Annotated in this window: 20 protein-coding genes; 4 read left to right on the top strand and 16 right to left on the bottom strand. The window is 49.5% G+C overall.

Going from position 1 to position 21,862, the window contains the following annotated elements:
* Nucleotides 1-3: 3 nt before the first annotated feature.
* Both HF324_RS22340 and HF324_RS22345 read right to left on the bottom strand, forming a co-directional pair.
* Entirely contained in the window at nt 4-1,146 is a 1,143-nt protein-coding gene (locus HF324_RS22340; RefSeq protein ID WP_168860872.1) for an efflux RND transporter periplasmic adaptor subunit, read from the bottom strand.
* Nucleotides 1,147-1,185: 39 nt separating this feature from the next.
* Nucleotides 1,186-2,463, bottom strand: a complete 1,278-nt coding sequence (locus tag HF324_RS22345) for a TolC family protein (RefSeq protein WP_168804612.1) — start codon at nt 2,461-2,463, stop codon at nt 1,186-1,188.
* A 303-nt stretch (nt 2,464-2,766) separates the two neighbouring features.
* Here HF324_RS22345 and HF324_RS22350 point away from each other — a divergent pair, with 303 nt between their 5' ends.
* Nucleotides 2,767-3,477, top strand: coding sequence for a TMEM175 family protein (locus HF324_RS22350; RefSeq protein ID WP_168804613.1), 711 nt, complete (start codon nt 2,767-2,769; stop codon nt 3,475-3,477).
* 4 nt (nt 3,478-3,481) lie between these two features.
* Entirely contained in the window at nt 3,482-4,525 is a 1,044-nt protein-coding gene (locus HF324_RS22355) for a hypothetical protein (RefSeq protein ID WP_168804614.1), read from the top strand.
* A gap of 35 nt (nt 4,526-4,560) precedes the next feature.
* Here HF324_RS22355 and HF324_RS22360 read toward each other — a convergent pair whose 3' ends face one another.
* Nucleotides 4,561-5,535, bottom strand: coding sequence for a terpene synthase family protein (locus tag HF324_RS22360; RefSeq protein ID WP_168860873.1), 975 nt, complete (start codon nt 5,533-5,535; stop codon nt 4,561-4,563).
* 172 nt (nt 5,536-5,707) lie between these two features.
* Nucleotides 5,708-6,247, bottom strand: coding sequence for an isopentenyl-diphosphate Delta-isomerase (gene idi / locus HF324_RS22365; protein ID WP_168860874.1), 540 nt, complete (start codon nt 6,245-6,247; stop codon nt 5,708-5,710).
* A 317-nt stretch (nt 6,248-6,564) separates the two neighbouring features.
* Here idi and msrC point away from each other — a divergent pair, with 317 nt between their 5' ends.
* Nucleotides 6,565-7,038, top strand: a complete 474-nt coding sequence (gene msrC, locus HF324_RS22370) for a free L-methionine (R)-S-oxide reductase MsrC (protein ID WP_168804617.1) — start codon at nt 6,565-6,567, stop codon at nt 7,036-7,038.
* A gap of 42 nt (nt 7,039-7,080) precedes the next feature.
* Complete coding sequence (locus tag HF324_RS22375) at nt 7,081-7,821, top strand: tyrosine-protein phosphatase (RefSeq protein WP_168804618.1); 741 nt, start codon at nt 7,081-7,083, stop codon at nt 7,819-7,821.
* A gap of 9 nt (nt 7,822-7,830) precedes the next feature.
* On the opposite strand, the gene HF324_RS22380 is transcribed toward HF324_RS22375, so the two are convergent.
* The 12 genes from HF324_RS22380 to HF324_RS22435 form a co-directional block, all read right to left on the bottom strand.
* The gene (locus HF324_RS22380) at nt 7,831-9,219 is read right to left on the bottom strand and encodes a T9SS type B sorting domain-containing protein (RefSeq protein WP_168804619.1); all 1,389 of its coding nucleotides are present in this window, start codon (nt 9,217-9,219) and stop codon (nt 7,831-7,833) included.
* Between the two features lie 418 nt (nt 9,220-9,637).
* Nucleotides 9,638-10,843 (bottom strand): right-handed parallel beta-helix repeat-containing protein, encoded by a 1,206-nt coding sequence (locus HF324_RS22385; RefSeq protein ID WP_168804620.1) that lies wholly within the window; start codon nt 10,841-10,843, stop codon nt 9,638-9,640.
* Nucleotides 10,834-11,964 (bottom strand): DegT/DnrJ/EryC1/StrS family aminotransferase, encoded by a 1,131-nt coding sequence (locus tag HF324_RS22390; protein WP_168804621.1) that lies wholly within the window; start codon nt 11,962-11,964, stop codon nt 10,834-10,836. Before HF324_RS22390 ends, HF324_RS22385 begins: the two co-directional genes overlap by 10 nt.
* 40 nt (nt 11,965-12,004) lie before the next feature.
* Nucleotides 12,005-12,640 carry a sugar transferase gene (locus tag HF324_RS22395; RefSeq protein ID WP_309475628.1) on the bottom strand — a complete coding sequence of 212 codons (636 nt, stop codon included), beginning with the start codon at nt 12,638-12,640 and terminating at the stop codon, nt 12,005-12,007.
* Nucleotides 12,624-13,850 carry a glycosyltransferase family 4 protein gene (locus tag HF324_RS22400; protein WP_168860875.1) on the bottom strand — a complete coding sequence of 409 codons (1,227 nt, stop codon included), beginning with the start codon at nt 13,848-13,850 and terminating at the stop codon, nt 12,624-12,626. Before HF324_RS22400 ends, HF324_RS22395 begins: the two co-directional genes overlap by 17 nt.
* Nucleotides 13,847-14,356 carry an acyltransferase gene (locus tag HF324_RS22405; protein ID WP_168804623.1) on the bottom strand — a complete coding sequence of 170 codons (510 nt, stop codon included), beginning with the start codon at nt 14,354-14,356 and terminating at the stop codon, nt 13,847-13,849. Before HF324_RS22405 ends, HF324_RS22400 begins: the two co-directional genes overlap by 4 nt.
* Nucleotides 14,346-15,497, bottom strand: a complete 1,152-nt coding sequence (locus HF324_RS22410) for a glycosyltransferase family 4 protein (protein ID WP_168860876.1) — start codon at nt 15,495-15,497, stop codon at nt 14,346-14,348. The genes HF324_RS22405 and HF324_RS22410 overlap by 11 nt, the downstream gene beginning before the upstream one ends.
* Before the next feature lie 23 nt (nt 15,498-15,520).
* Entirely contained in the window at nt 15,521-16,819 is a 1,299-nt protein-coding gene (locus tag HF324_RS22415; protein WP_168860877.1) for an O-antigen ligase family protein, read from the bottom strand.
* Between the two features lie 86 nt (nt 16,820-16,905).
* Complete coding sequence (locus HF324_RS22420) at nt 16,906-18,120, bottom strand: glycosyltransferase (protein ID WP_168860878.1); 1,215 nt, start codon at nt 18,118-18,120, stop codon at nt 16,906-16,908.
* Nucleotides 18,121-18,152: 32 nt separating this feature from the next.
* Nucleotides 18,153-19,445: an oligosaccharide flippase family protein gene (locus HF324_RS22425; RefSeq protein ID WP_168804627.1), complete on the bottom strand. Its 1,293-nt coding sequence runs from the start codon at nt 19,443-19,445 to the stop codon at nt 18,153-18,155.
* Between the two features lie 3 nt (nt 19,446-19,448).
* A complete protein-coding gene (locus HF324_RS22430) occupies nt 19,449-20,606 on the bottom strand; it encodes a glycosyltransferase family 4 protein (protein ID WP_168804628.1) in 1,158 nt (385 codons plus the stop codon).
* A 6-nt stretch (nt 20,607-20,612) separates the two neighbouring features.
* Nucleotides 20,613-21,851: a polysaccharide pyruvyl transferase family protein gene (locus HF324_RS22435; RefSeq protein ID WP_168804629.1), complete on the bottom strand. Its 1,239-nt coding sequence runs from the start codon at nt 21,849-21,851 to the stop codon at nt 20,613-20,615.
* Nucleotides 21,852-21,862: the final 11 nt, after the last annotated feature.

Raw genomic sequence — 21,862 nt, forward strand, 5'->3', positions numbered from 1 at the left:
GAATTAATGTTTGCCTGCCGGCGGTGCTGCGGGCGTACCGGGGCCGGCCACGTTCACGGTATCTCCCGGCCTTACTTTCTGCAGGCCTTCCACGATGATCCTGTCGCCTGCTTTGAGGCCGTCTTCCACGATCAGCATGGTGTCGGTAACGGGGCCCGGCGTGATATGTACGGGTTTCACCACATTGTCTTTCGTGAGGGTCATCACGGAAGTTTCGGAGAGGTTCTGTACGATGGCCTTGGCGGGGATGGCCACCTGTGTGGCCGGTGTTGCGTACTGCATGACCACTACGCCGCTCATGCCTGATTTAAGCTGGCCGTCTTTGTTTTCGAACACCAGCCGCACCCGGATGGTACCGGTCTGCGGGTCTACAATATTGTTGATGGCCTGTATTTTTCCCTGTTCACCATAGGTTTCGCCGCTGGTGAATTTCAGGAAGAATTTTTCATCGCCCTGCCCTTTCTGGATGCGGTAGAACTGCGGAATGCTGGCCTGCGGCACGTCGAAGTCGGCGAAGATGGGATGTTCGTTCACCAGGGTGTTGATCAGCGTTTGGCCGGCGTTGACGATATCGCCGACTTTGATCTGTACGATGCCGATGCTGCCGCTGACCGGGGCGCGTATGATCGCGTGGTTGACATCGGTGCCGGCGCGGGCTACGGCTGCCTTGGCAGCGGCCAGGTTGGCTTTGGATGTCATCACGGCGGTATATGCCTGGTCGACGGTCTGTTTGGAGATGGCGTCATGCTCCAGCAGGGTTTTATATCGCTCGTAATCTTTTTCTTTCTGGGCGAGGTCCGCTTCCGCCTGTTGCTGGGTGGCGGCTACCTGTCCATAGGCGGCCACATAGCGGCTTTTGTCGATCTCGTACAACGGCTGTCCTTTTTTCACCATACTGCCGTCTTTCACTTTGATGGCGGAGAGGTAGCCGGTCACATCGGAGCGGATAGCCACTTCATCGTGCGCTGTCAGTGTAGCCGGGAACTGGGTGTGCACGGTATAGGAAGCCGGCACTACTTCCTGTGCTACGACAGTTGCCTTCATCATGCCCATCATGGCTGCCTGTTGCTGTTGTTTTTTTCCACCACCGCAGGCGGTGCCCAGCAGCGCAACCAGAATTATGATCCAATTTGATTTCAGGTACATATGGAGAAAAAATTAATAATTGTTGTATTTGCTGTGATATTATTTGATTCTGCCCATGGCTTTGTCCAGATCGGTTTTACTGATCAGGGTGGCCAGCATGGCGTTGACGTAGTCTGTACGGGCCTGGGTAAGCTGGCTTTCCGCTGAGATCACGTCCAGGCTGGTGGCCACGCCCTGCTCGAACTTCATGACGATCCTGTCGTATATGCCCTGCGTTAGTGTCATATTCGTCTTCTGAGTAACGAAGGTGGCTTTGTTGCTTTCGTAGGAGGTATTGGCGCTCTTCACCTCCAGTTTTATCTGCTGTGACAGGAAGTCGAGATCATTTTGTGATTTTTTCAGGGTAATGTCCAGCTGCCTGATCTGGTGGAGTCTTTCGGTACCGGTAAAAATAGACCATGACAAGTTGAGTCCCAGCGCGGAGGCGCCGAAACCCTGCTTATACAGGTCTCCGAACTTGGTGGAAAACCAGTTGACCCCATAGTTGACGAAAAAGTTCAGCTGGGGCAGATAAGCCATCTTCTTGCTTTTCAGGTTCAGTTCATTAAGGGTGATCTGGGTGTTCTGGATGCTGTATTCCACGCGGTCTTCCACTTTATAGCTGAGCGTATCGGTGGAAAACGCTTCCACATTGAGGTCCTGTACGGTTTCGCGGAGTTCGAGGTTACTTTCCTGGGGCATGCCCATCTGGAACTTGAGTAACTGCATCGTATATACGAGTTCGCGGACCTGGTTTTCGATCTGGGTCACCCCATTATTATAGGACACCTGTATCCGGTCCACGTCTACCCTTTCGGACACGCCGGCATCATAGCGGGCTTTGGTATCGGAGAGGGTTTTGCGGAGCTGGTCGAGATTAGCTTTGGAGAGGCGGATATTTTCCTGGTTGGTGAGTACCGCGTAGTAGGCTTTGATGATGGCCACTTTGGTATCTATCTCCGTGCGGGTCAGGTTTTTGGTGGCCAGTCCGCGGTATACGCGGGAGGCTTTCAGTCCGAGGAAATAATCGCTCTGAAAGATGGTCTGGTTGACCTGCCCGGTGGCGTTGGAAGAGAAGCGGGTACCGAATTGCACCGGTATTTTCCGGTCATAGTTGCCGCTGGCGATGTCGGGGATCAGGGAGGTAGCCAGTTTCATATTGTCGGTGAAGTTGGCATTGATATCCGCATGGGGCAGCAGCTTGGCGGTAGCTTCCTTTACCTGTTCCCTTGAAAAATCCACGTCCAGGTTGGCATTGACCATATCGTGATGATGCGCGATCCCGTATTGTATACAATCGGCCAGGTTGAAGGCGAAGTTTCCCCTGGTTGTATCCATCTGCCCGTAAGTGGTATTTAATCCTGACAAAAAAAGTGTAGAAATCAATATAAGGGTACAACGCATACTTATAACATTGAAAGTATATGATGATTGATAAATACCTAACAAATGAAAAAAGAAAAGGTTGTAAAACAGCTACCGGCGGTTGACAAAGCCGCAACGCATAGATAATTCTGACCGGAGGCGGTCGCACAAGAGATGCTGCTTCCCCGAATATACGAAACTACCGGATTAAAAAAACGGTGGATAGGGGCTTTCTTCAGCTTTTCGTATATTGCCGAAAAGCCATACGTTTTTATTATGTCTATGTCAGTTATCAAGGAAGCTAAAACCCCTCACCGTGAATTTGAGCTGGACAGGGCCGTGTTGTTCAGCGATGCTGTGTTTGCCATTGCCATTACCCTGTTAATCATCGAAATCAAGTTGCCGCATATGCCGGAACATTTGCCGGCAGGCGGTTACCGGCAGGTACTGCATCCGTTCCTGATGGAGTTTTTCACCTTCGCGATGAGTTTTATGTTTATCGGCACCTTCTGGAAATGGCACCTGCATTTGTGCCGTTTTTTACAGCACTATGACGACGGGTTGATTCACCGCAATCTTTTTTTCCTGTTTTTTATTGTCACTTTTCCTTTTTCCACGGCGTCGATGATGCATATGAGCAGTCATTTCATGCTGCCTTTGTATATCTATTTATTTAACCTTGCCGGTTGCCTGGCGGGGCTGTTCTGGATCAGCTATTATATTTTCCAGCGCAAACCCGGGCTGGCCGTGGCGGGCCTTCATACAGAAAAAGAGCTGTTGTACCAGCGGTTGAAATACAGTTTCCTGACGATGACTTTCGGATTTACTGCGATTGCCCTCGCTTATTTTATATATCCTGACAATCCGACTATCCAGAATATCAGTTTTTGCCTGATCCCCCTGTTGATTTTCTTCAATCATTTCCGGTTGAAGATAAAAAAGCGGAACACCCTGCGCCTGGTACACATAGGCGATAAATCGAGCTAAGCTTATGATGGAAGTAGACAAAAGAGACGGACAGTTTTTGCACCGGGTAATCCGGCAGTGGCAGCAGGACCAGCTGATCACGGACGCACAGGCGGAGGCGCTGCAGAAGAGCTACTCCGTCCGCAGCAACGACTGGCAGACGATCACCCTGTATATTTTCATCGCCGCCATATCCTGCGCGCTGATGGCGTTCGGGTCGCTGGTGCTGGATGAGAAGTGGATAGAGGTGCTGCGGAAGAAGTTTTCGCTGACCGATGGCGTGATCGCCTTCCTGTTTGCCGGGCTGACGGCCTTTCTTTGTTACCAGGGATGGCGCCGTAACCGGCATCAGCCCGCCTTTTCTTTCAACCGCGAATTATTCTGGCTGTTACCGATATTGAGTACAGGCGTTACCGTAGTGTACCTTGGCAAAAGTATGGGTTACCTGGGCGGCAACTACGGCCTTTTCTGGCTGCTGGCCACGGTAGTTTATGCCACTGTGGCGCTGACATTGCATTCCCGGCTGCTGTGGATAGCCACCCTGCTCTGCCTGATACCCGCCTATGTGAAACTGACGTATTATCTCACCAGCGATGGTCCTTATTTCCTGGGCATGAACCTCCCCTGCCGTATGGCTTTGCTGGCGGCAATAATAATAGGCGCCGGCTGGCTGATGAAGCGGTCGGCGATCTTCCTGCCGGCCAAAGAAATCACCTGGGGTGGCGGCTGGCTGTTATTTTTGCTGTCCGGCTGGCTGATCTCTATCTTCGGGAATTGCGGCACCTGGCAGGAATGGCAGGCGCTGCGCCAGGTACATCTGTTGTGGTGGGTGGTGGTGTTCAGCGTACAGTGTATCCTTACCCTCCTGCTGGGCATCCGTACAAAAGACGATCTGTTGCGGGACCTCGGCGTTATTTTCCTGCTGCTGGACCTGTATACCCGTTATTTCGAATATCTGTGGGACCGGACCAACAAGGGCTTGTTCTTTTCTATCCTCGCAATTTCTTTCTGGTGGCTGGGCAAGCGGCTGGAGAAATACATCAGTAAACGTAAAGGTACCCCGGGCTAAAGCCCGGGGCCGCCTGCCGGTCCAATATTTTTAGCTCAACTGTTGACATATTCTTTCATCATGGCGCTATAGCGTCCGGTATCGTGCGTGCTCCATTCGAAGTTGCCGGTGATCCAGGAGCGCAGTACGGCCACATAGCGCAGCAGTTCATAATCTTTTTCGTTGCCTGTGAGCGGCAGCAGTTTTTCCAGCACTACAAAAATGGCCACCTCCTCGTTATGCATCCGGGCGGCTTCATTGACCGCTTCCTGGAGGGAGCACTGATGTTCGTGTTGTAGTACCAGCACGAGGTTGTGCACGTCGCCGGCCTGGTGTTCTTTGGGAAAAGAAAACAGGTCATTGGACCAGCATACGATGTTGTTGCAGGCCTGTACCATACGTTTGAGCAGTGCATTTTGCAGTGTTTCCGCCGGCAGGTAGATTTTCTCGATGATGTCTATCGCCTCCACGTCGGCGAGGAGGGCGCCGGTGTACGGGCGCATGCGTACGTAGTCTGCCACGGTGGGGACTATACGATTTTCCCGGTTCTGTGCTTCCCAGAGGCAGGAATTAAAATAATCTTCCATGCTGCGGATAAAGCGTTCCTGCCAGGCCGGCGTGCTGATGGCTTTCATCCTTTCCCAGATACTGATGAGCGCAGCCGGCAGCGGCGCGTTGTTGGCCGGCATACGGGGATCGGGATGGCGGAAGATGTCCATAAAACCTGTCATGACGCTGCGCAGGAAACCTGATTTTTTACCGGCTTCCGCCTCATCGCACTGATCATCGAGGATAAACAACCAGGTGTTGAAGTCGGCAATGATGCAGAGTTCGTGCAGTCCTGCGTCAGGGAAGGCGCGGGCTGCCAGCCAGGCGAAACGGGCTTTGGCAAAGCGGGCCCTCGCCTTGTCGGTGGACAGTAAACCATGATGATGCACCCAGTCTTCAACGTGTTGCTGGGCAGCCGCCACATGGGAATTCAAACGGGAAGGAAACGGATACTGGATCCGGGGAAACTGGATCGTTGTCATGTGTCTGAGGATTTAGCAGTTAACTATTAAGGGTTATGAAATGGCATAGGTAAAAACCAGGGTAAACGGCGGCGGGCGGGCATGTTAACAGCCCACCATACCTGTTGGCACAGTAAAAGTTGGCTTGCTTCGGTTAACAGCAAATGAGATGTAACAAAAAAGTACAGGGCAGCTACATACCTGCAGTGGTGACAGACATCTTCAGATGTTGCAGCACCCTCGGTAATGCGAGATGGAACCAGCTGGTGAAGCTTGCCGGTTCCTGCTCCATCCGTTCCAGGATCTGATTGGCAGACATATACCTGTAGTCATTTACTTCTGCGCTGTCGGGGTGTATCGCACCGTTGTGAGTACCTATCAGTACATGATCGAATTCATGCTCGATAAGGCCGTTGTCAAAAGAAGTCCTGTAAGTAAAAGAAAAAATCTCCTCCAGCGGGCAGTCGAAACCCATTTCTTCCATCAGCCTGCGGTGAGCAGCTGCCGGCGTGGTTTCGCCGGGAAGCGGGTGACTGCAGCAGGCGTTGGTCCACAGGCCGGGAGAATGATACTTTCCCAGCGCCCTTTGTTGCAACAGGATATCTCCGGCATCATTTAAAATAAATACCGAAAATGCGCGATGCAACAGGCCCCTGCGATGCGCCTCCATTTTTTCCATGGTACCAATAGCTTCGTCGGATTCAGTCACTAGTATTACTTCAGGTTGATTCATAGTGTGGCAAAGATATTTAATTAAGCTGTTAGCTGTCTGAAATGATCGCGAATTACTGATAATGAGCCCTGTTCTCCTTAATGGTTACCTCAGTTTAAATATACGATAATAACGGGAAAAGTAAAAAAATCCCGCAAAGGCGTTAAGCAGCAAAGCAGGCAAAGGCAGGGATGATCACCTTATACCTGTTCAGACATTTAATCCTGCCACGGGAAAGCAGAATGGTCAAAAAAAAGTAAAAAAAAACGAAAACCCGAAATCTTACCTTGCTTTGCTGCTTAGCGCCTTTGCGTGCTGTATCTTTACCAAAAAAACAAATGGCAGAAGACTTACAGATCATTCAGGGAGATAAAGCCGCACAATACCAGTCGCTCATTCCGCAGATAAAAGGACTATTGGAAGGAGAGCCGGACCTGGTGGCCAACCTGGCCAATGTGGCGGCAGCATTGAAAGAACAATTCGGCTGGTTTTGGGTAGGATTTTACCTGGTGAAAGGCGAAGAACTGGTGCTCGGTCCTTTTCAGGGTCCGGTAGCCTGCACCCGTATCCGCAAAGGACGCGGTGTTTGCGGTACCAGCTGGGCGCAGGCGGCCACGCTTATTGTACCCGACGTGGAAGCTTTCCCGGGACATATCGCCTGCAGCAGCCTTTCCAGGTCTGAAATTGTAGTTCCTTTAATGAAAGCAGGAGAAGTAGCAGGCGTGCTGGATGTAGACAGCGACCAACTTTCCGGCTTTGATGAAACAGACCGGCAATTTCTGGAAGAAATTGTGGCATTGATTATGATATAATTCTGTGATTTTTTTTGCCATATTCTTTAGAGGAAACCTATTATGTTTTTATTCCGCAACAAAACCAAAGAAAACGAGCAGCTTACTCAGCTGCTGTCATTCATGGAAACGGATATTCACTCCCATCTGTTGCCCGGTATTGACGATGGCGTGCCGGATACCGATACTTCCGTCCGTTTTATAGAACAACTGCATCACATGGGCATCAGGAAAATCATTACCACTCCCCATGTGATGATGGACAGGTACCCCAACTCCGTACAAACGATGGCAGGCCCCTACCGCGAGGTATCTGCCGCACTGGCCGCCAAAGGGCTGTCGATCCCGTTTCATCATGCAGCGGAGTATTATATGGATGAACAGTTCGAAGAGCTGATGCAGCGGCCTTTACTGACACTGACAGGTAAACTTTTGCTGGTGGAAATATCGTTTATGTCTGCACCGCCCCAGATGCACCGTTGGATCTTTGAGCTGGAAGCACAAGGATACCTCCCGCTCCTGGCGCATCCGGAACGTTACAATTATTGTCACAGCGATTTCGACAGCTATCACCGGTTCAAAGAATGGGGCTGCCTTTTTCAGGTCAACCTGCTTTCCCTTACCGGCTACTACGGAAAACATATTCAGCAGGCGGCCGAAAAACTGATGGATCTTGACATGATTGATTATATTGGCACAGACCTGCATCATGAGAAGCATCTTCATGCCATCACCCAGATCAGCAAGAACAAAAAGCTACGGAACGTACTGGAGAAATACCCGTTTAAGAACCGTTCCCTATAGGCAAAACCGTTATCTTATCAACATCAGCGGCCCTGTTTGTTTCCGCGCCTGATTTTTACTATCGGTATAGGTAATCACCCACACATAAGATCCGTTTGGCTCCCGTGCTCCGTTCCAGCTGGCTTCGGGGTTGGTGCTGTCAAATACAACCGCTCCCCACCGGTTATAAACGGTCAGCCTGAATGCGGTCACGGCATCGTTCACTTTTGCACGGAAAAGGTCATTGCGCCCGTCGCCATTCGGACTGAAAGCGGTTGGAACATATACCGCACAGGGACGGTCGTTTTTCAGCACTTCCGTATTCCCGTTGGTATGACATCCGTTCTTATCCTTTATTTCGAAATAGTAGCGGCCTGCATCCAGCTGGCGCCATTCGTTATTGTCCTGCCACGTACCTGGCTGCAGGCTGAATGCATAAGGCACAACGCCACCTGACACTTCCAGGGTGATGCGGCCATCCCTGGTGTCGCTGCAGCTCAGTGCCTTTACATCGACTCCGGTCACCAACAGCGGTTCAGGTTCTTTTACCTGTATGGAAGATAACTTATCCTCGCAGCCATGGTCATCTTTTACGATCACGGTATAGTTTCCCGGGCGCAGTTCCTTAAATGTGCCGGCATAACCGGGATGCTGGGAACCATTGAAATAATAGCGATAGGGAGGCACTCCGCCGGTGGTGTTTAAAGTGATCTCGTTCTGATTGTCACCATGGCAAAGGGATGGCCGGGTAACCACTTCATTTTTCAGGTCCGTTTCCTCGATCATGACCTGCGCTTTAGTGCTGGTGCCGTTAGGAGCGGTGACAGTGACCTCGTAGCGCCCGGCAGCAAGCCCTTCAACATGGCTGCCGGTTTGCCCGCCAGGCTCCCATTTGTAGGTACAGTTGCCCACGGAGCTGCTCACCAGTTTTACAGTAGCTTCCCCCGTAGCCACGCCTTTACAGGTACGGACGGTGGAAATAACTACCTGCGGGACTTCCCTGATGAAGGCAGACAGGTTGTCTATCAGTACAACAGACCCGTAAGCGCTTTTATCACAGGGAATAGCGGCATCGGCCCAGAACGAGATGTATTTGTAATCCTTTGACGGATTAAATACAGCCGTATAGCGTTTCCAGTCAGTATGCGAAAACGGGCCCGAGCGCCAGAGCAATTCGGCAGAATCGCCCGGAGCATTCCCTGCATAAATGGCCATATTTCCGTAACAGGCCCTGTAGGCATAAAAAGCGGTGAAGGCGAGGTCCATGGAAACCGTATAACTGCGGCCCCCTTTGAGGGATATTTCCTGTGCAATGGCTTCCGGCCACAAAGGCCCGCTGTGCAAACCGATGTAGGTGTTTCTGTCAGATGGCGGTACGGTAATGTCAAAAATTCCGGGCTGAATATCAGGTGTATTCATGGCAGTAATCCAGGATGGAGGAACCTTTCCCTGTCCCGGCACTCCTTCCAGCGAAGGATTTTTCAGGCCGATATCCTGAGCTTGCCCCGTTTTACTCCATAGAAAGCATAAAACGATCAACAAGGTTTTCCAGGAAAGATACGGACGGGTTGATAAACTGCTATAAAAAGAATCCCTGCAAACATTCCAGCTATGACAATCACATAGCAATTTTTTCATAAGATAATAGTAACCACGTCACTTAAAACGCACGGTTTTCATAAGTTGTTTTGTTAGTTAAAAACTGAACAAACATATAATTTATACAAATAAATAAAACATTTGAATACCAAATAAATAAAAATGCTATTCTTATAAATTTAACATTGCAAAAAAAACTTCCCCTGGCCTTGGCAAGGCAGGGAAAGTATGTGTTGGATTAGTCTTGTATGCTCATTTTACTTTCGCTGGCGATCGTTTTTTTCATCAGCATAAATTTTTCCGCATCCGGTTTGTCCCGGCCGTTCCTGTCGGTTTTCAAGACAGAGACCTTGGTAAACTTCACCGTTGGTGCATACCCGTTGGGTTTGTAGCTTCGGAAAGCTCTCTCCTGGTTGTTCTTCCATACCGGATCGATGATCTCTATCGTGCCCGCCATAGGCGGCACGTCGTAATGCGGTTTTAACCCGCCCATCGCAAAGGCAACAGCGGAGCCGTCGTCCTGGTGATTGCGGATTGTTACGTTCACGTCTTTAGGACTGGGGCCGATGAGCCTGAACAATGAGATATTGATACCATGCTTTGCATTATTCAGGGTTACGGGGCTATCCATCATTACATTATTGACCACATCAGTGTTGTTGTTAGGCTCAATATCAATACCGCACATCGGCGCCTGGCCATAGGTATTGGAGATAACGGGCCTTACCAGCTTCAGTCCGTCCACTGAAGAAACGGACATCCCGTTACGCCTGTTATAATTGAGCCAGGCGTTGTAAATACTGATACCGGAGCTGGTAACGCCTTTGAGGCCACCGATGTAAATACCGTCTCCCCAGCAGTTGGAGACCTGCGGCGCATAGACGTTCACATTTTTTGAAGCCCTGATGGCAATACCCATTCCCCATTGCCCTGTATTTCCCTGGTGGCCTTTACGATCGCCTTCCAGCACCGGACAGTAGATGTTTACGTTTTGCACATTATGCACCCTTAACATTTCATAGGTGTCCTTTGAAGTGGGCTGTAACAATAACCTGGAACCCTGTTTAAAAATGATAGTGGCGCCACTCCCGACGGTCAGTCCCTTATCGTTGATCAACACGGGAAAATCAGGGAATACCACCGTTTTATGCTGGTCCATTCCTGTTTGCAGATAACTGGTGTAATCTACGGTGCCGTCTTTTACATACCCTGCCGGCAACACGCCGGTGAGATCAAATGCGCCTGCTGCCAACGTTGCAGCCTTGCTTCTGAAAGCTGCATCCTGTTTATTTACATATTTGGCGGCTATGCCGTCGTTATATTTAAAAGGCAGAAATTGCGCACCGGATGAAAGACACCCCACGCCTGACAACAGCATCAGTGCTGCCAGTGCGCATTTCCCCCATTTTTTACGGGGAAGGGCGGTATTGATTTTCAGTCCCATAGCTTTTTAATATTTGCAACAATACTTTCCAGTTGCTGTATTGTCAGGTTAGAGCCGCTGGGGAGGCAAAGCCCGTCCTCAAAAAGTTTTTCGGAAACCCCATTCACATATGCAGGAGCACCGGAGAAAACAGGTTGCATGTGCATAGGCTTCCACAGCGGCCTTGATTCAATATTCTCTTTTTCCAGCGCCAGCCTGATCGTTTCACGGCTTACCCCGCCGCTCTCCTTTGGATTGACCAGGATGGTGGAGAGCCAGCGGTTGCTGACACTGCCTTCCGGCTCCTGCAGGAAACTGATACCCGGCACGCCTGCCAGTTCTTTTACATAATAGTCAAAATTCCGGCGGCGTTTTTCCACGCGGTCATCGAGTACCTGCATCTGCCCCCGTCCTATACCTGCGCAAATATTGCTCATCCGGTAGTTGAAGCCGATATGCGTATGTTCATAGTGCGGTGCATTGTCTCTTGCCTGTGTGGCCAGGAACCTGGCCTTTTTTATCTGGTCTCCGTTGCTGCCGATCAGTGCGCCGCCGCCACTGGTGGTAATAATCTTGTTACCGTTAAAACTGAGGATGCCCAGTTCCCCCAGTGTTCCGCAGGCTTTTCCCTGATAAAGGGACCCCAGCGCCTCGGCAGCGTCTTCCACTACCGGGATCTCATATTTTGCGGCAACGGCCAATATTTCTGCCATCTTCGCGGGCATACCGTACAGATGCACCGGGATAATCGCCTTTGGCTTCTTTCCTTTAGCGATGCGGTCTTTAATAGCTTCTTCCAGTAACACCGGATCTATATTCCAGGTATCTTTTTCACTATCCACAAAAACCGGGGTAGCACCCTGGTAAGCAATCGGGTTGGCAGAAGCAGAGAATGTCATGCTCTGGCACAGCACCTCATCCCCGCTTTTAACATCCAGCAAAATCAACGCCAGGTGCAATGCAGCTGTGCCTGCTGACAGCGCTGCTGCAAACGGAGAACCGGTATACTTTGCCAGATCATTCTCAAATCCATCAACATTCGGGCCTAAGGGAGCGATCCAGTTACTTTGGAAGGCTTCTTTCACATATTCCAATTCCTGTCCACCCATATGAGGGGATGACAACCATATCTTTTCGTTCATATTCTTTGGTTTTTCAATAATTCAATGGTCATTTTTGCGCTTATTCAGCAGTACGGAGGCGCTGGTCGCCCGTTCCGGTAAACCGCTCTGCCGTAACGTGCCCGGTCTGACTGATGCCTTCCGATTTGAATACCTTAGCGACGGTCATCCACATGATCTTTATATCCAACAGCAGGGAGAGGCGGTCTGCATACCAGACATCGTATTCAAATTTCTTTTCCCAGCTGATCGCATTACGGCCATTCACCTGAGCCCACCCGGTGATGCCGGGTTTCACCTCATGCCTTCTCCGCTGTTCCTGGTTATACAGGTGCAGGTATTCTACCAGCAACGGCCTTGGTCCTACCAGGCTCATATCTCCCTTTATAACATTCAGCAACTGAGGAATTTCATCGAGCGAAGTTTTTCTTATCAATCCCCCGATTTTTGTCATCCGTTGTTCATCCGGCAGCAGGGTCCCGTCCGCCGCTTTTTTATCGTTCATCGTCTTAAACTTGATCAGCCGGAAAATGCGCCCGTTCAGTCCCGGCCGAAGCTGGGTAAAAAAGGGCGTCCCTCCGTTTGAAATCCAGAGTATAAGCGTTACCGTAAAAAAAACGGGCAACAATATGATAAAGGCTGACAAGGCCAGCAAAAAATCGATCAGTGGCTTTAACAGTTTACGATACAACATCATTTAATATTTTCAGGTAATGAGCAGCGGCAATGTCCAGCGAATAGGATTTTTTTGCTAACAGCATCGCATTTTCGCGCTGCTGTTCCAGCAACGGGTCGTCGTTTATGTATGTACAGAAACGTACCGCCTCACCGGCTATATCCTTCATATCGTAATTCAGTACAAAGCCGACGTTTTCCTGTTCTATTACGGCAGCCTGCCAGCCGCGATGGTTGATGACCACCGGACGGCCGGCAGCCAGGCAATCAAAGAACTTATTCGCCGAGTTAGCCCACAGTTGGGGAACCGGTATCACAAAAGAAGAAGCTACCGTTGCTTCAAAGTACAACTGTGACAGCTGCGATTTAGGCACCGGGTCGAAGAAGTAGATGTTTTCATTTAACACTCCCTTCTCCCGTGCATACTGCATTAACTTCTCTTTCTCCATCCCGTCTCCGAAAATGATAAACTTAATGGAGGGATCTATTTTGTAACTGTGGATGGCAAGGTCTGTCATATATTTCAGTCCGTTCACCATTCCCAGTGTACCGGCATACAGCACCACTTTACGCGGGGTATATCCCAGCAACCCTGTCAGCATTCCGCCTGAACGGGCATACTTTGAAAAACGTTCTGTTTCTGAAATATTGGTAATAACGGACAACTTTTTATCGGCGATATTTACGCGCTGTTGTACCGAGGCTTTCATATCATCAGATAAAGCGACTATATGTGCTGATTTCCGGTAGATATATTTTTCAAACCCTTCCAGGAAACGTATCACCATTTTATTTTTGATAATGCCCATCGCTACCGGCACTTCCGGCCACACATCCCTTACCTCGAAAATAAAAGGCCTCCGTTTAAAAATACGGGCCGTAATGGCAGGAATGGCCACGGTAATAGGAGTAGATGTAGCCAGTACCACATCCGCGTTGACCTTGAAAGTACGCAGGGAAGCAAATACAAGAAATTTCAAAAAGGCAGCTATCCGTTTGGAAAAGCTCATTTTATTGCTGTATTCCACATGCAGCACATGCAGCTCTATCCCTTCATGTTCCATTACCGTCCAGCCTTTCGGAAACTCGCGCATACTTTTCAAAAAAGAACTGCTGGTAATTACCACCACCTTATGGCCTGCCTGCGTAAAACGCTTCGACAGGTCGTACGACCTGGTGCCGCCTGCAGCGGCGGGTATCGTAAAATACTGATGTATATATAGAATCCTCATTGTAATTTCTTTATAAACCCAGCAGGCGCGCCTGCATACAGTCCCCGTGTTTCCGTAAATGGTTTATTGAGCACAGAGCCCGCCCCCAATACAGACATGGGAGGCAGCACACCGCCGCCCACCACCGAACAGTTACCGGCTATCCAGGAGCCGCTTCCTATTTTTGCGGCCCGGGGCTCTGACTTACCAAACCGGTAAGCATCGTCCTGGAAAGTATGGTTAGCAGAAGAAATAATACAATTAGGCCCTACCAGTACCTTGTCGCCAATTTCGATATCCAGCCCTATCAGCACGCAGTTGTGTGCTATATAGACATCGTTTCCCACTACCAGCCCCGACAGGGAATTCAGGATAGCCGTTGAAGTTACCTGGAAATTACGGCCGCAACGTTTCATCATGAGGGAGTATAAAAACCCCCTGAAACGCATAAACAGGGGTATATTCGGCAATAATAAAGTGGCTGTACGCACCAGCCAGGCGTATAATATAGACAGCTTAACTTTCATAGGAAAAAATGTTTTTGATAAAATGCTGGATAGTAAACCCTCTTACTTTTTCCTGCGCTCTGTTCCTTACAGCATGTGCTTCCTCAGGATTTTCCACCAGATAACAGATCTTCCTGAAAAAGCCCTCGTCATCATTGAACCCTGCATAGGTGATATCCACCCCGTCTTTAAACACCGATGGCAATGAACCCACCGGCGTGCTAAGCACATTAATTCCATTCGCCATAGCTTCCAGTACTACCCTGGGAGAGCCTTCAGACAAACTGGCAAAACAAAAAACATGATGGGTACGGAAAAGCATGTTAAGCGTATCGCGGTTATCGACGTGGCCCAGAAAAGTTATTTTATCATTCATTCCTGCTGCTGCGGCCATCGCCTTCAACTCTTTTTCAAATTCACCGGACCCTGCTATTGTAAGGGTGGCGTCCGGATAACGTTGCAGCACCCGTTGAAATGCGCGGATCACTACTTCCACGCCTTTTGCCTTTCGCAGATATCCCACATACAGTAGCTTCAGCCCCTCCGCGGGTATCTGTCTCCTTTCATCCACATAGAAATCTTTTTCATTCAATGTCGTTGAAATAACGGCCTTTGCATTTATTCTCCATTTACTCAGCTTCTGCTGCAAATGATAACCGTTGGTAAACACCTTTGCGCCTTTACAGGCCCACATATAGGCCATATGCTCCGGCAGGAAGAAAGATATCAGCGTAAGTTTTTTCAGCATTTTAAAGTTGGGGTTTACCCAGGCAGCATCAATCGGGTCTCCGACAAAATGTACGATCCGTTTTTTGTCTTTCATGTACCGTTTGCTCAGCCAGCCTAACGGTGTGGGGTAACGCAGGTATACCACATCATAGGCCGTCAGTTCCCGGTAAGCCTTTTTATAGGCGCCATAGTGTTTGATGGCTGATTTATAGCTGTCGGAGTAAGGCAATTCATGTATGGTCACATTATTGAAATCAGCAATAGAGACCAGCCCGGAATCACTTCCGTCAGTATATTGTTTTACCGGTGAGAGCAGGCCTACGTTATCATAATATTGTACGATTTCCTTCAGGTATACCCAATGCGTATACGGAAGGAAATATTCGTTCCCTTTTTTTGATACTACCCAGGCCTGTAATAAAATGTTCGCCATATAGAGTCTGATAGAACAGTCAATTAATTCAATTGTACTTCAAGCGGCATCAGCGTCGCTTTACCGGTTTTCCCGGCGGTTTCAGCGGCCGCCTCATTTGCCCTTATCAATTTTTCACAGATGAGCATAAACAATAAGTATAGCTGCATACATATTGTGTTCTGAAAGTCTTCGATACTCATACCGATGACCAGCATAAACAGTAATGCCAGCGGGAAATAATGCCCAAAAATATCTGACAGGACCTCCTGTTTACACCGGATCAGCTTACTGCTGTATTTAATGGACCTTACCACGATCACGAAAAACATACACACGCCCCATATGCCGTTGTAGATGACTGCGCCGAGGTAGGTGTTATGCGCGGTGGCGCGATAAATGTATTTGGACATTACAGCCCCTATGCCATTAAAGAGCAGTATCGGATCGAATTTTTCCAGGAACATGCTCCATACTTCCGAGCGTTTGTCCAGCCCGCTGTCTGCCGTAGCGCCGGTGGCGCCGGTAAACCTGGCTGTTACCAGCTCCCGCACGGGGTTGTCCGTTACCATCAGCAACAGTCCCACCACCAGTGCTCCTACCAGTATGCCTTTGTTTTCCGACCTGAAGAGGATAATGGTGGCGGTCAGCGCGAAGGCCAGCATCGGGCCGCGGCTTTGGGTATATGCCAATCCAAGCAGGATGATGATAAAAACCGGGATCAGGAATTTTTTGCTTTGGAAAACATAGTGTTTCGTTGCCAGCAGGTGCAGTGACAAGACCGAGAGAAACAGGCAGATAGCAGAGCTGGCCATGGTGCCAACAGAGCCCCTGGCCCTTCTGGCCAGCTCCATGGCGCCTTCCATATTTTCCAGCATTTCGCCGGCAGAGAGGTCCTGGTTGGGAATCAGGAAGATGCCAAACGCGCGGGGCGCCACCACGGTGCCCGCTCCCAGCAGTGCGGCAGCAGCGCCGGCAATCAGCAACCATTTGATAAACAGTTTTACATCTGCATAACTATTTAACAAAGAAGCGGCGATAGCAACAGTCATCGGCACATAAGCCGCCTTCAGCAGGAATTTCACTACTTCCTGCACAGCGCCCCATCCGCCATACAGCATGCCGTTGATATTTCCGAGCAGATGCAGCAGCCACCATACCAATGCGAGCCGGAAAGTACTTAACCCCCATACCCTGACGCCGGCAGGCTTCTTATAGACGCATACCACAAACGTAAAAAACACGAATATGTCATCGAACCGTATATTCAATGGCAATGTTCCGTACAACAAAGAATTGGGATACAACCATATGGCAAACCACATAAAAATGAACCCTGTCATTGGATTCAATGCAGTTTTATACATCATGAACAAAAAAAACAAAATCACTACAATAGCCATCCCAATAATATGATTGATGTTAACATTTAAACCAGGCGTTCGTATAGCTGTTCCATTTTCCTGCTGGTACCTTTTATGTCAAAGTTTTCGGCGATATGCTGCCGGGCAGCCATGGCTATATTTTTTCTTTTCGGTTCGTCGGCCAACAATTCCATGATAGCGTCCGCCAGCGCGGCAGGATCCTTCGGTTCCGTCAGCAGTCCATTTTTCCCATGCTCAATGATTTCAGGGAAAGATCCCAGTTTGGTAGCCACCACGGCCACCCCTGCTGCCATACATTCAGCGGCAGCCAGGCCAAAACCTTCTCCCAGAAAATTCATATACGGAATAGTGGGTGTGCAGATAATTTTACAATCCCGGAGGTATTTGTAAGGATCAGCAACATATCCCAGGAACAGAATTTCCCGCTCCCTGTTCATTTCTTTCACTTCCTTTCTCAGCTGTGCTTCAAAGCCTACTTTTATTTTTTGCGTGGCTGATTCCCGGCCGATGATCACAAAGCGGACATCGGGATATTGCCGCAGCACAATGTCTGCTGCTTTAATAAAATAGGCGTGTCCTTTGAAGGGGGACACCGTACCGAGTATGCCCACCAGGGTGGTGTTTTCATCTACCCCTGCCAGTTTCAGCAAGTGGCCATTGACAACGGAGCCTGAAATTTTCGTTGTATCTACCCCGTTATAGACCAGTTCGGATTTTTTTCTTGCTGCTTCCGGCAGGCTGTTATGTACAAAGTGGGTAATGGAGGCAATTTTATCACAGAAGAACCGGGCGCCAAAGGCAGTCATGTTAGCCCGCATGCCTGTTGGCCTGCCTGCACCGTGCCAGTGCCACAGGCAAGGAACGCCTGTCATGCGGCTGGCTATCCCCGCCAGTATATGCAGCGGGAAATAGTTTACGTCCATAATATCGATACGGTGCTTTTTCATGGCGCGGGCCAGTAACCGGGTCCCCTTAACGGCGGTGAGCAGTTTGGAGGTATTCATTTTCAACCGCTGCATCCTGGTTTTACCACTGCCTACGTTTACCAGGCGCTTGTTGGTCAATATGGTCGTTTCGTCGAAGATATGTTTCAGCGCCTCATGGCTGGGGCCATTTCCCAGGTAAATACCGATAGCCGTAAACCGGCTTCTGTCGATATTCGTCAACAGCAAACGTACGTATTCCACTACGCCCCCTCCTTCTCCTCCGTCGAAAAAGAAACCTAGTCTGATCTTCTCCTGACCATTATTTTTACTCATATCTGTTACTGTTTGTTTCATACAGAAAAAAGTCATCTGAATTTTAAGGATTTCATCAGGGTCTTTACGTCTGATGGCCTTATCCCTACGCATTTCGCAAAATTGAGCCCATAATGCCTGTTGCATACCACCAGGTTGGCCACAGCAGAAAAAACATTTCCGCACAATACCGCAAGGGCCGCCCCTTCTATTCCCAGTCTTCCTACGGTGAGCCAGGTTACGCCGGCCACGATAGTAAAAGTCACGGCCAGGATATACATGGTGATGGTTGCTTTACCATCGCCGGCCAGCAGGTTGTTGCAGATACTGGTGATGGTAATAAACACCAACGAGGGCGCAAGAATGCGTAATGCAACATTAGCGCCATAAAATGCAGGACCATACAACAAATGAATGATCTGCCGGCTGAAAAGGAATACCACCGCGGAGATGGCAAAACTGATAGAAGAGCTGACCCGCATAGCAAACTGTGCCTGGTTAGTGAGCAAATCGCCTTTCAGTCCCGCCCATTTTGCATATAACAGCGGCCCGACAGTAGAAGGAATGATGGTGATCATTCCGCTGATAGCTACCGCCCTGGTGTATAAGCCCACCTGGCTGAAGTTCTCCAGCTGCGAATAACGTAGTAACATCACCGTTACATTCGCCGTGAGCACATACAGGAAACTGGAGGCCGACAGCTTGATGCTGTATTTCAGCAGAGCGCCCAGCGTTTTCCAGTCAAGCGGCGCCCGCAAATCGATGTGTTCCTTCAGAAAATAGAAGAGGGCACAGCAAGCCGCTGCATTCCCTATTCCCAGGGCGGTGATGGCAAATCCCGGGCTTTTCTGGTGAATACAAAGCATCAGTACACCGCTCAGCAGGATGATGATACGGGGCAGCATATCTACCATCACCATTCTTTTAGAGGCGAGTTGCGCTACCAGTACAGGTCTTAGTGTCGTAATGTTTACAAGTGCGGCAGACCCCATCGCAAAAAGCAATGCGATAATGAAAGAGATCTCTCCGAAATAACCGGGATTAAAAAAAATCGCAGCGGTAAACCCTACTATCAGCAACAGGCCGAACAGCAGGGAGACTTTTGTTGTATTGGATACGATGTGGCGAGGTGTGTATTTCAGGTTGTTCAGGAAATAAATGCTGGCATTACCCATACCCAATGAAAGAAAAGTAACCACTACCATCTGGGAAGAGCGAAATAGTTCATACTGCCCCATACCGTTAGGGCCTAAGGCCCTGGAGTATATTACTCCGGCCAGCATGTTCAGGAGGATGCCTGCCATCTGGCCACCGGTAACAAATATACTTTTCCGTAAAAAACTCATAAACTATTTAGCATATTTCTTGTAAATCTGAACGATCTTTTTGGCCCAGGTTTCGGAAGAATAATCTCCTTCTACTTTCTCCGTGGCGTTTTTTATCAACTGGTTACGCAGCCCGTTGTCTTTAAGGAGCAGGTCCATGGCGTTGGCCAGCTCCTGTGCATTAGCGGGCTTGACCAGCAGACCGGTGTCATTGTGCGCGATCAGCTCCGCCAGTCCGCCGATACCCGACGCCACCGGCACTGTGCCCGCAGCCATTGCTTCTGTTACGGCCAGCGAGGTAGCTTCGATAACGCCGCTTGCAGGTACAGAGGGTACGATTACACCCTGTGCTTTAGCAAACAGCGGCAACAGCCTGTTCCTCGGCACAGGGCCCAGGAAAACCACGCGGGAAGCAATATTAAGGCTGCCTACCAGGTCTTCCAGTTCCTTTCTTAAAGGCCCCTGCCCTGCTATGGCAAGCTGGCATTGTGAGTCTTTCACCTGTGCCAATGCTTCAATAGCATAGCGCACCCCTGTTTTTTCCACCAGGCGCCGGGGAACCAGGAAATATGGCTGCTTCACCGGCAGGTCTATCTGTGCTTCTGCCAATCGCCTCACCTCGCCTACATGCACACAGTTGAACATCACATCAATTTTGGCAGGTGATACGCCGTAATCTTTTTTCAGGATATCTGCCTGGCCGCTGTCTACTGCGATAAAGTGCTGCGCTTTTTTAAACGTGAGCGCTTCGCAATCCATGATCAGTTGTTTATAGGCCGGCAGTTTGTCTACCCCTCCCATCTGTGCTTCATACAGCGCTGGTCCGTGGACTGTCTGAATCACGGGCAGACCGTTGAGGTTACTGCATTGCAGTACAGCATAGGAGGCATATACATCATGCGTATGGATAACATCCGGCCTGAACCGGTCAATCTCTTGTTCTGCCAGCCGGCGGAGACGAAGAAGCGCCTCCCGGAAGTTCCGGCTCACAAACTTATTCTGATTACCGAGCGTCAGCAGTTTACGGATGCCTTTTTTCCATTTGGGCGGCTGTATCATGCCCCCCTGAATCATTCTGACTTCGTGCCCGTTCGATCTCAGTTCCTGTATCAGGATTTCGACATGGGTACTTAGTCCGCCAGAATGAGGTATCCGCTGTTGTGTTGTTATTAACACCTTCATGATTTCCTATTTTGTTATTTTTCTTAAAACGAATCTGAAAGGTCTTTGCAGCTGTGTGCCGAATCCCTTCATCAACAGTTTCCCGATCCATCTCAGGGCGGCCAGCTTATCCTTCCGGGAGTAGTTGGTTTTATTATCCAGCACTTCCTGTACGACTGTAAAATTGCTGCGGGAAAGCTGTTGTTGTATATCAAATGCGCCTGACCATGCCTTACCGGCGTTTTTAACTTTCAGATCGTCCAGTATTTTATCAGCATATTCCGCAGAAAGTGCGTCCATGGCGATCATCCTGTCTTCCAGGGACAGCCTGCGCATAAACTCAGTCACTTTATGATCGTACGGCACTGCATAAAAACTGGTGCCAATAGCTGCGGCAAAAACACATCCATGCAAACGCATAGAGAGCAGGAAATCTGCATTCTTTACTTCCTGCATGGCGTCTTTCAGGTCAGCGGGGACGTGTATGCTGATTTTTCCCTGATGCCGGGGTTCAAATTTCATGATCAGCTGCTCATAAAATTTTTTGTCATGAACAGACTCATAGCCCAGCATCCTGATATGCACGCCATTTTCAATCAGCCGGGTGCAGATAGCCACCAGTCCCTCTTCATCGAGATCGGGCCATTTTCTGAACGCCAGCGCCACCACCGGGGCCGGCCCCGGTACCTGCTGAGCAGACACATGGTGTTTCACATCCAGTGAGGGCACTACATCTGCCGTCACCGTTATTTTATCTGCCTGTACGCCACATTCTATCAGTACTTTCTTACTTTTTTCGTCTCTGACCTGGACCTTCGCCATCCTGTTACAGGTAAAGCTGATCAGCTCCTTCAACCACCTGTTTTTAACAGGGCCTACCCCGATGCCTACCGTGATGATGTTGCGGTTGTACAGTATCCCGATACAGGCAGGAATGAGAAACGCCGGAATGGTTGTCCAGCTGTGCACATCCTGCAGGATTCCTCCTCCTCCGATCACGATCAGGTCACTTTTTTTCACGCTGCTGATATGGCTGCGCATCCGCAGCCAGAAATCGTGCGACGGGTAAAAACCTTTTACAGCTTTCGCCGCTGTAATACCTGTAAAATTTCTGGTATAGGCCGGGTCGCGTGTTACTATGCTGAATTTCGCACCCGGTAATTGTTCTTTCACGCCTTCGTAAACTGCCAGGGAAACAGCTTCATCCCCTACGTTTCCGGCGCCGAAAAAGCCAGTCAGCAGTATGTTATCCGTGCTTTGTTTCATTGCTATGTATG

Source organism: Chitinophaga oryzae (assembly GCF_012516375.2).
Taxonomy (GTDB): Bacteria; Bacteroidota; Bacteroidia; order Chitinophagales; family Chitinophagaceae; genus Chitinophaga; species Chitinophaga oryzae.

Coding starts and splice junctions, on each gene's coding strand:
- HF324_RS22340 (WP_168860872.1), bottom strand. CDS start 1,146: ATGTACCTGAAATCAAATTGGATCATAATTCTGGTTGCGCTGCTGGGC.
- HF324_RS22345 (WP_168804612.1), bottom strand. CDS start 2,463: ATGGATACAACCAGGGGAAACTTCGCCTTCAACCTGGCCGATTGTATA.
- HF324_RS22350 (WP_168804613.1), top strand. CDS start 2,767: ATGTCTATGTCAGTTATCAAGGAAGCTAAAACCCCTCACCGTGAATTT.
- HF324_RS22355 (WP_168804614.1), top strand. CDS start 3,482: ATGATGGAAGTAGACAAAAGAGACGGACAGTTTTTGCACCGGGTAATC.
- HF324_RS22360 (WP_168860873.1), bottom strand. CDS start 5,535: ATGACAACGATCCAGTTTCCCCGGATCCAGTATCCGTTTCCTTCCCGT.
- idi (WP_168860874.1), bottom strand. CDS start 6,247: ATGAATCAACCTGAAGTAATACTAGTGACTGAATCCGACGAAGCTATT.
- msrC (WP_168804617.1), top strand. CDS start 6,565: ATGGCAGAAGACTTACAGATCATTCAGGGAGATAAAGCCGCACAATAC.
- HF324_RS22375 (WP_168804618.1), top strand. CDS start 7,081: ATGTTTTTATTCCGCAACAAAACCAAAGAAAACGAGCAGCTTACTCAG.
- HF324_RS22380 (WP_168804619.1), bottom strand. CDS start 9,219: ATGAATACACCTGATATTCAGCCCGGAATTTTTGACATTACCGTACCG.
- HF324_RS22385 (WP_168804620.1), bottom strand. CDS start 10,843: ATGGGACTGAAAATCAATACCGCCCTTCCCCGTAAAAAATGGGGGAAA.
- HF324_RS22390 (WP_168804621.1), bottom strand. CDS start 11,964: ATGAACGAAAAGATATGGTTGTCATCCCCTCATATGGGTGGACAGGAA.
- HF324_RS22395 (WP_309475628.1), bottom strand. CDS start 12,640: ATGATGTTGTATCGTAAACTGTTAAAGCCACTGATCGATTTTTTGCTG.
- HF324_RS22400 (WP_168860875.1), bottom strand. CDS start 13,850: ATGAGGATTCTATATATACATCAGTATTTTACGATACCCGCCGCTGCA.
- HF324_RS22405 (WP_168804623.1), bottom strand. CDS start 14,356: ATGAAAGTTAAGCTGTCTATATTATACGCCTGGCTGGTGCGTACAGCC.
- HF324_RS22410 (WP_168860876.1), bottom strand. CDS start 15,497: ATGGCGAACATTTTATTACAGGCCTGGGTAGTATCAAAAAAAGGGAAC.
- HF324_RS22415 (WP_168860877.1), bottom strand. CDS start 16,819: ATGACAGGGTTCATTTTTATGTGGTTTGCCATATGGTTGTATCCCAAT.
- HF324_RS22420 (WP_168860878.1), bottom strand. CDS start 18,120: ATGAGTAAAAATAATGGTCAGGAGAAGATCAGACTAGGTTTCTTTTTC.
- HF324_RS22425 (WP_168804627.1), bottom strand. CDS start 19,445: ATGAGTTTTTTACGGAAAAGTATATTTGTTACCGGTGGCCAGATGGCA.
- HF324_RS22430 (WP_168804628.1), bottom strand. CDS start 20,606: ATGAAGGTGTTAATAACAACACAACAGCGGATACCTCATTCTGGCGGA.
- HF324_RS22435 (WP_168804629.1), bottom strand. CDS start 21,851: ATGAAACAAAGCACGGATAACATACTGCTGACTGGCTTTTTCGGCGCC.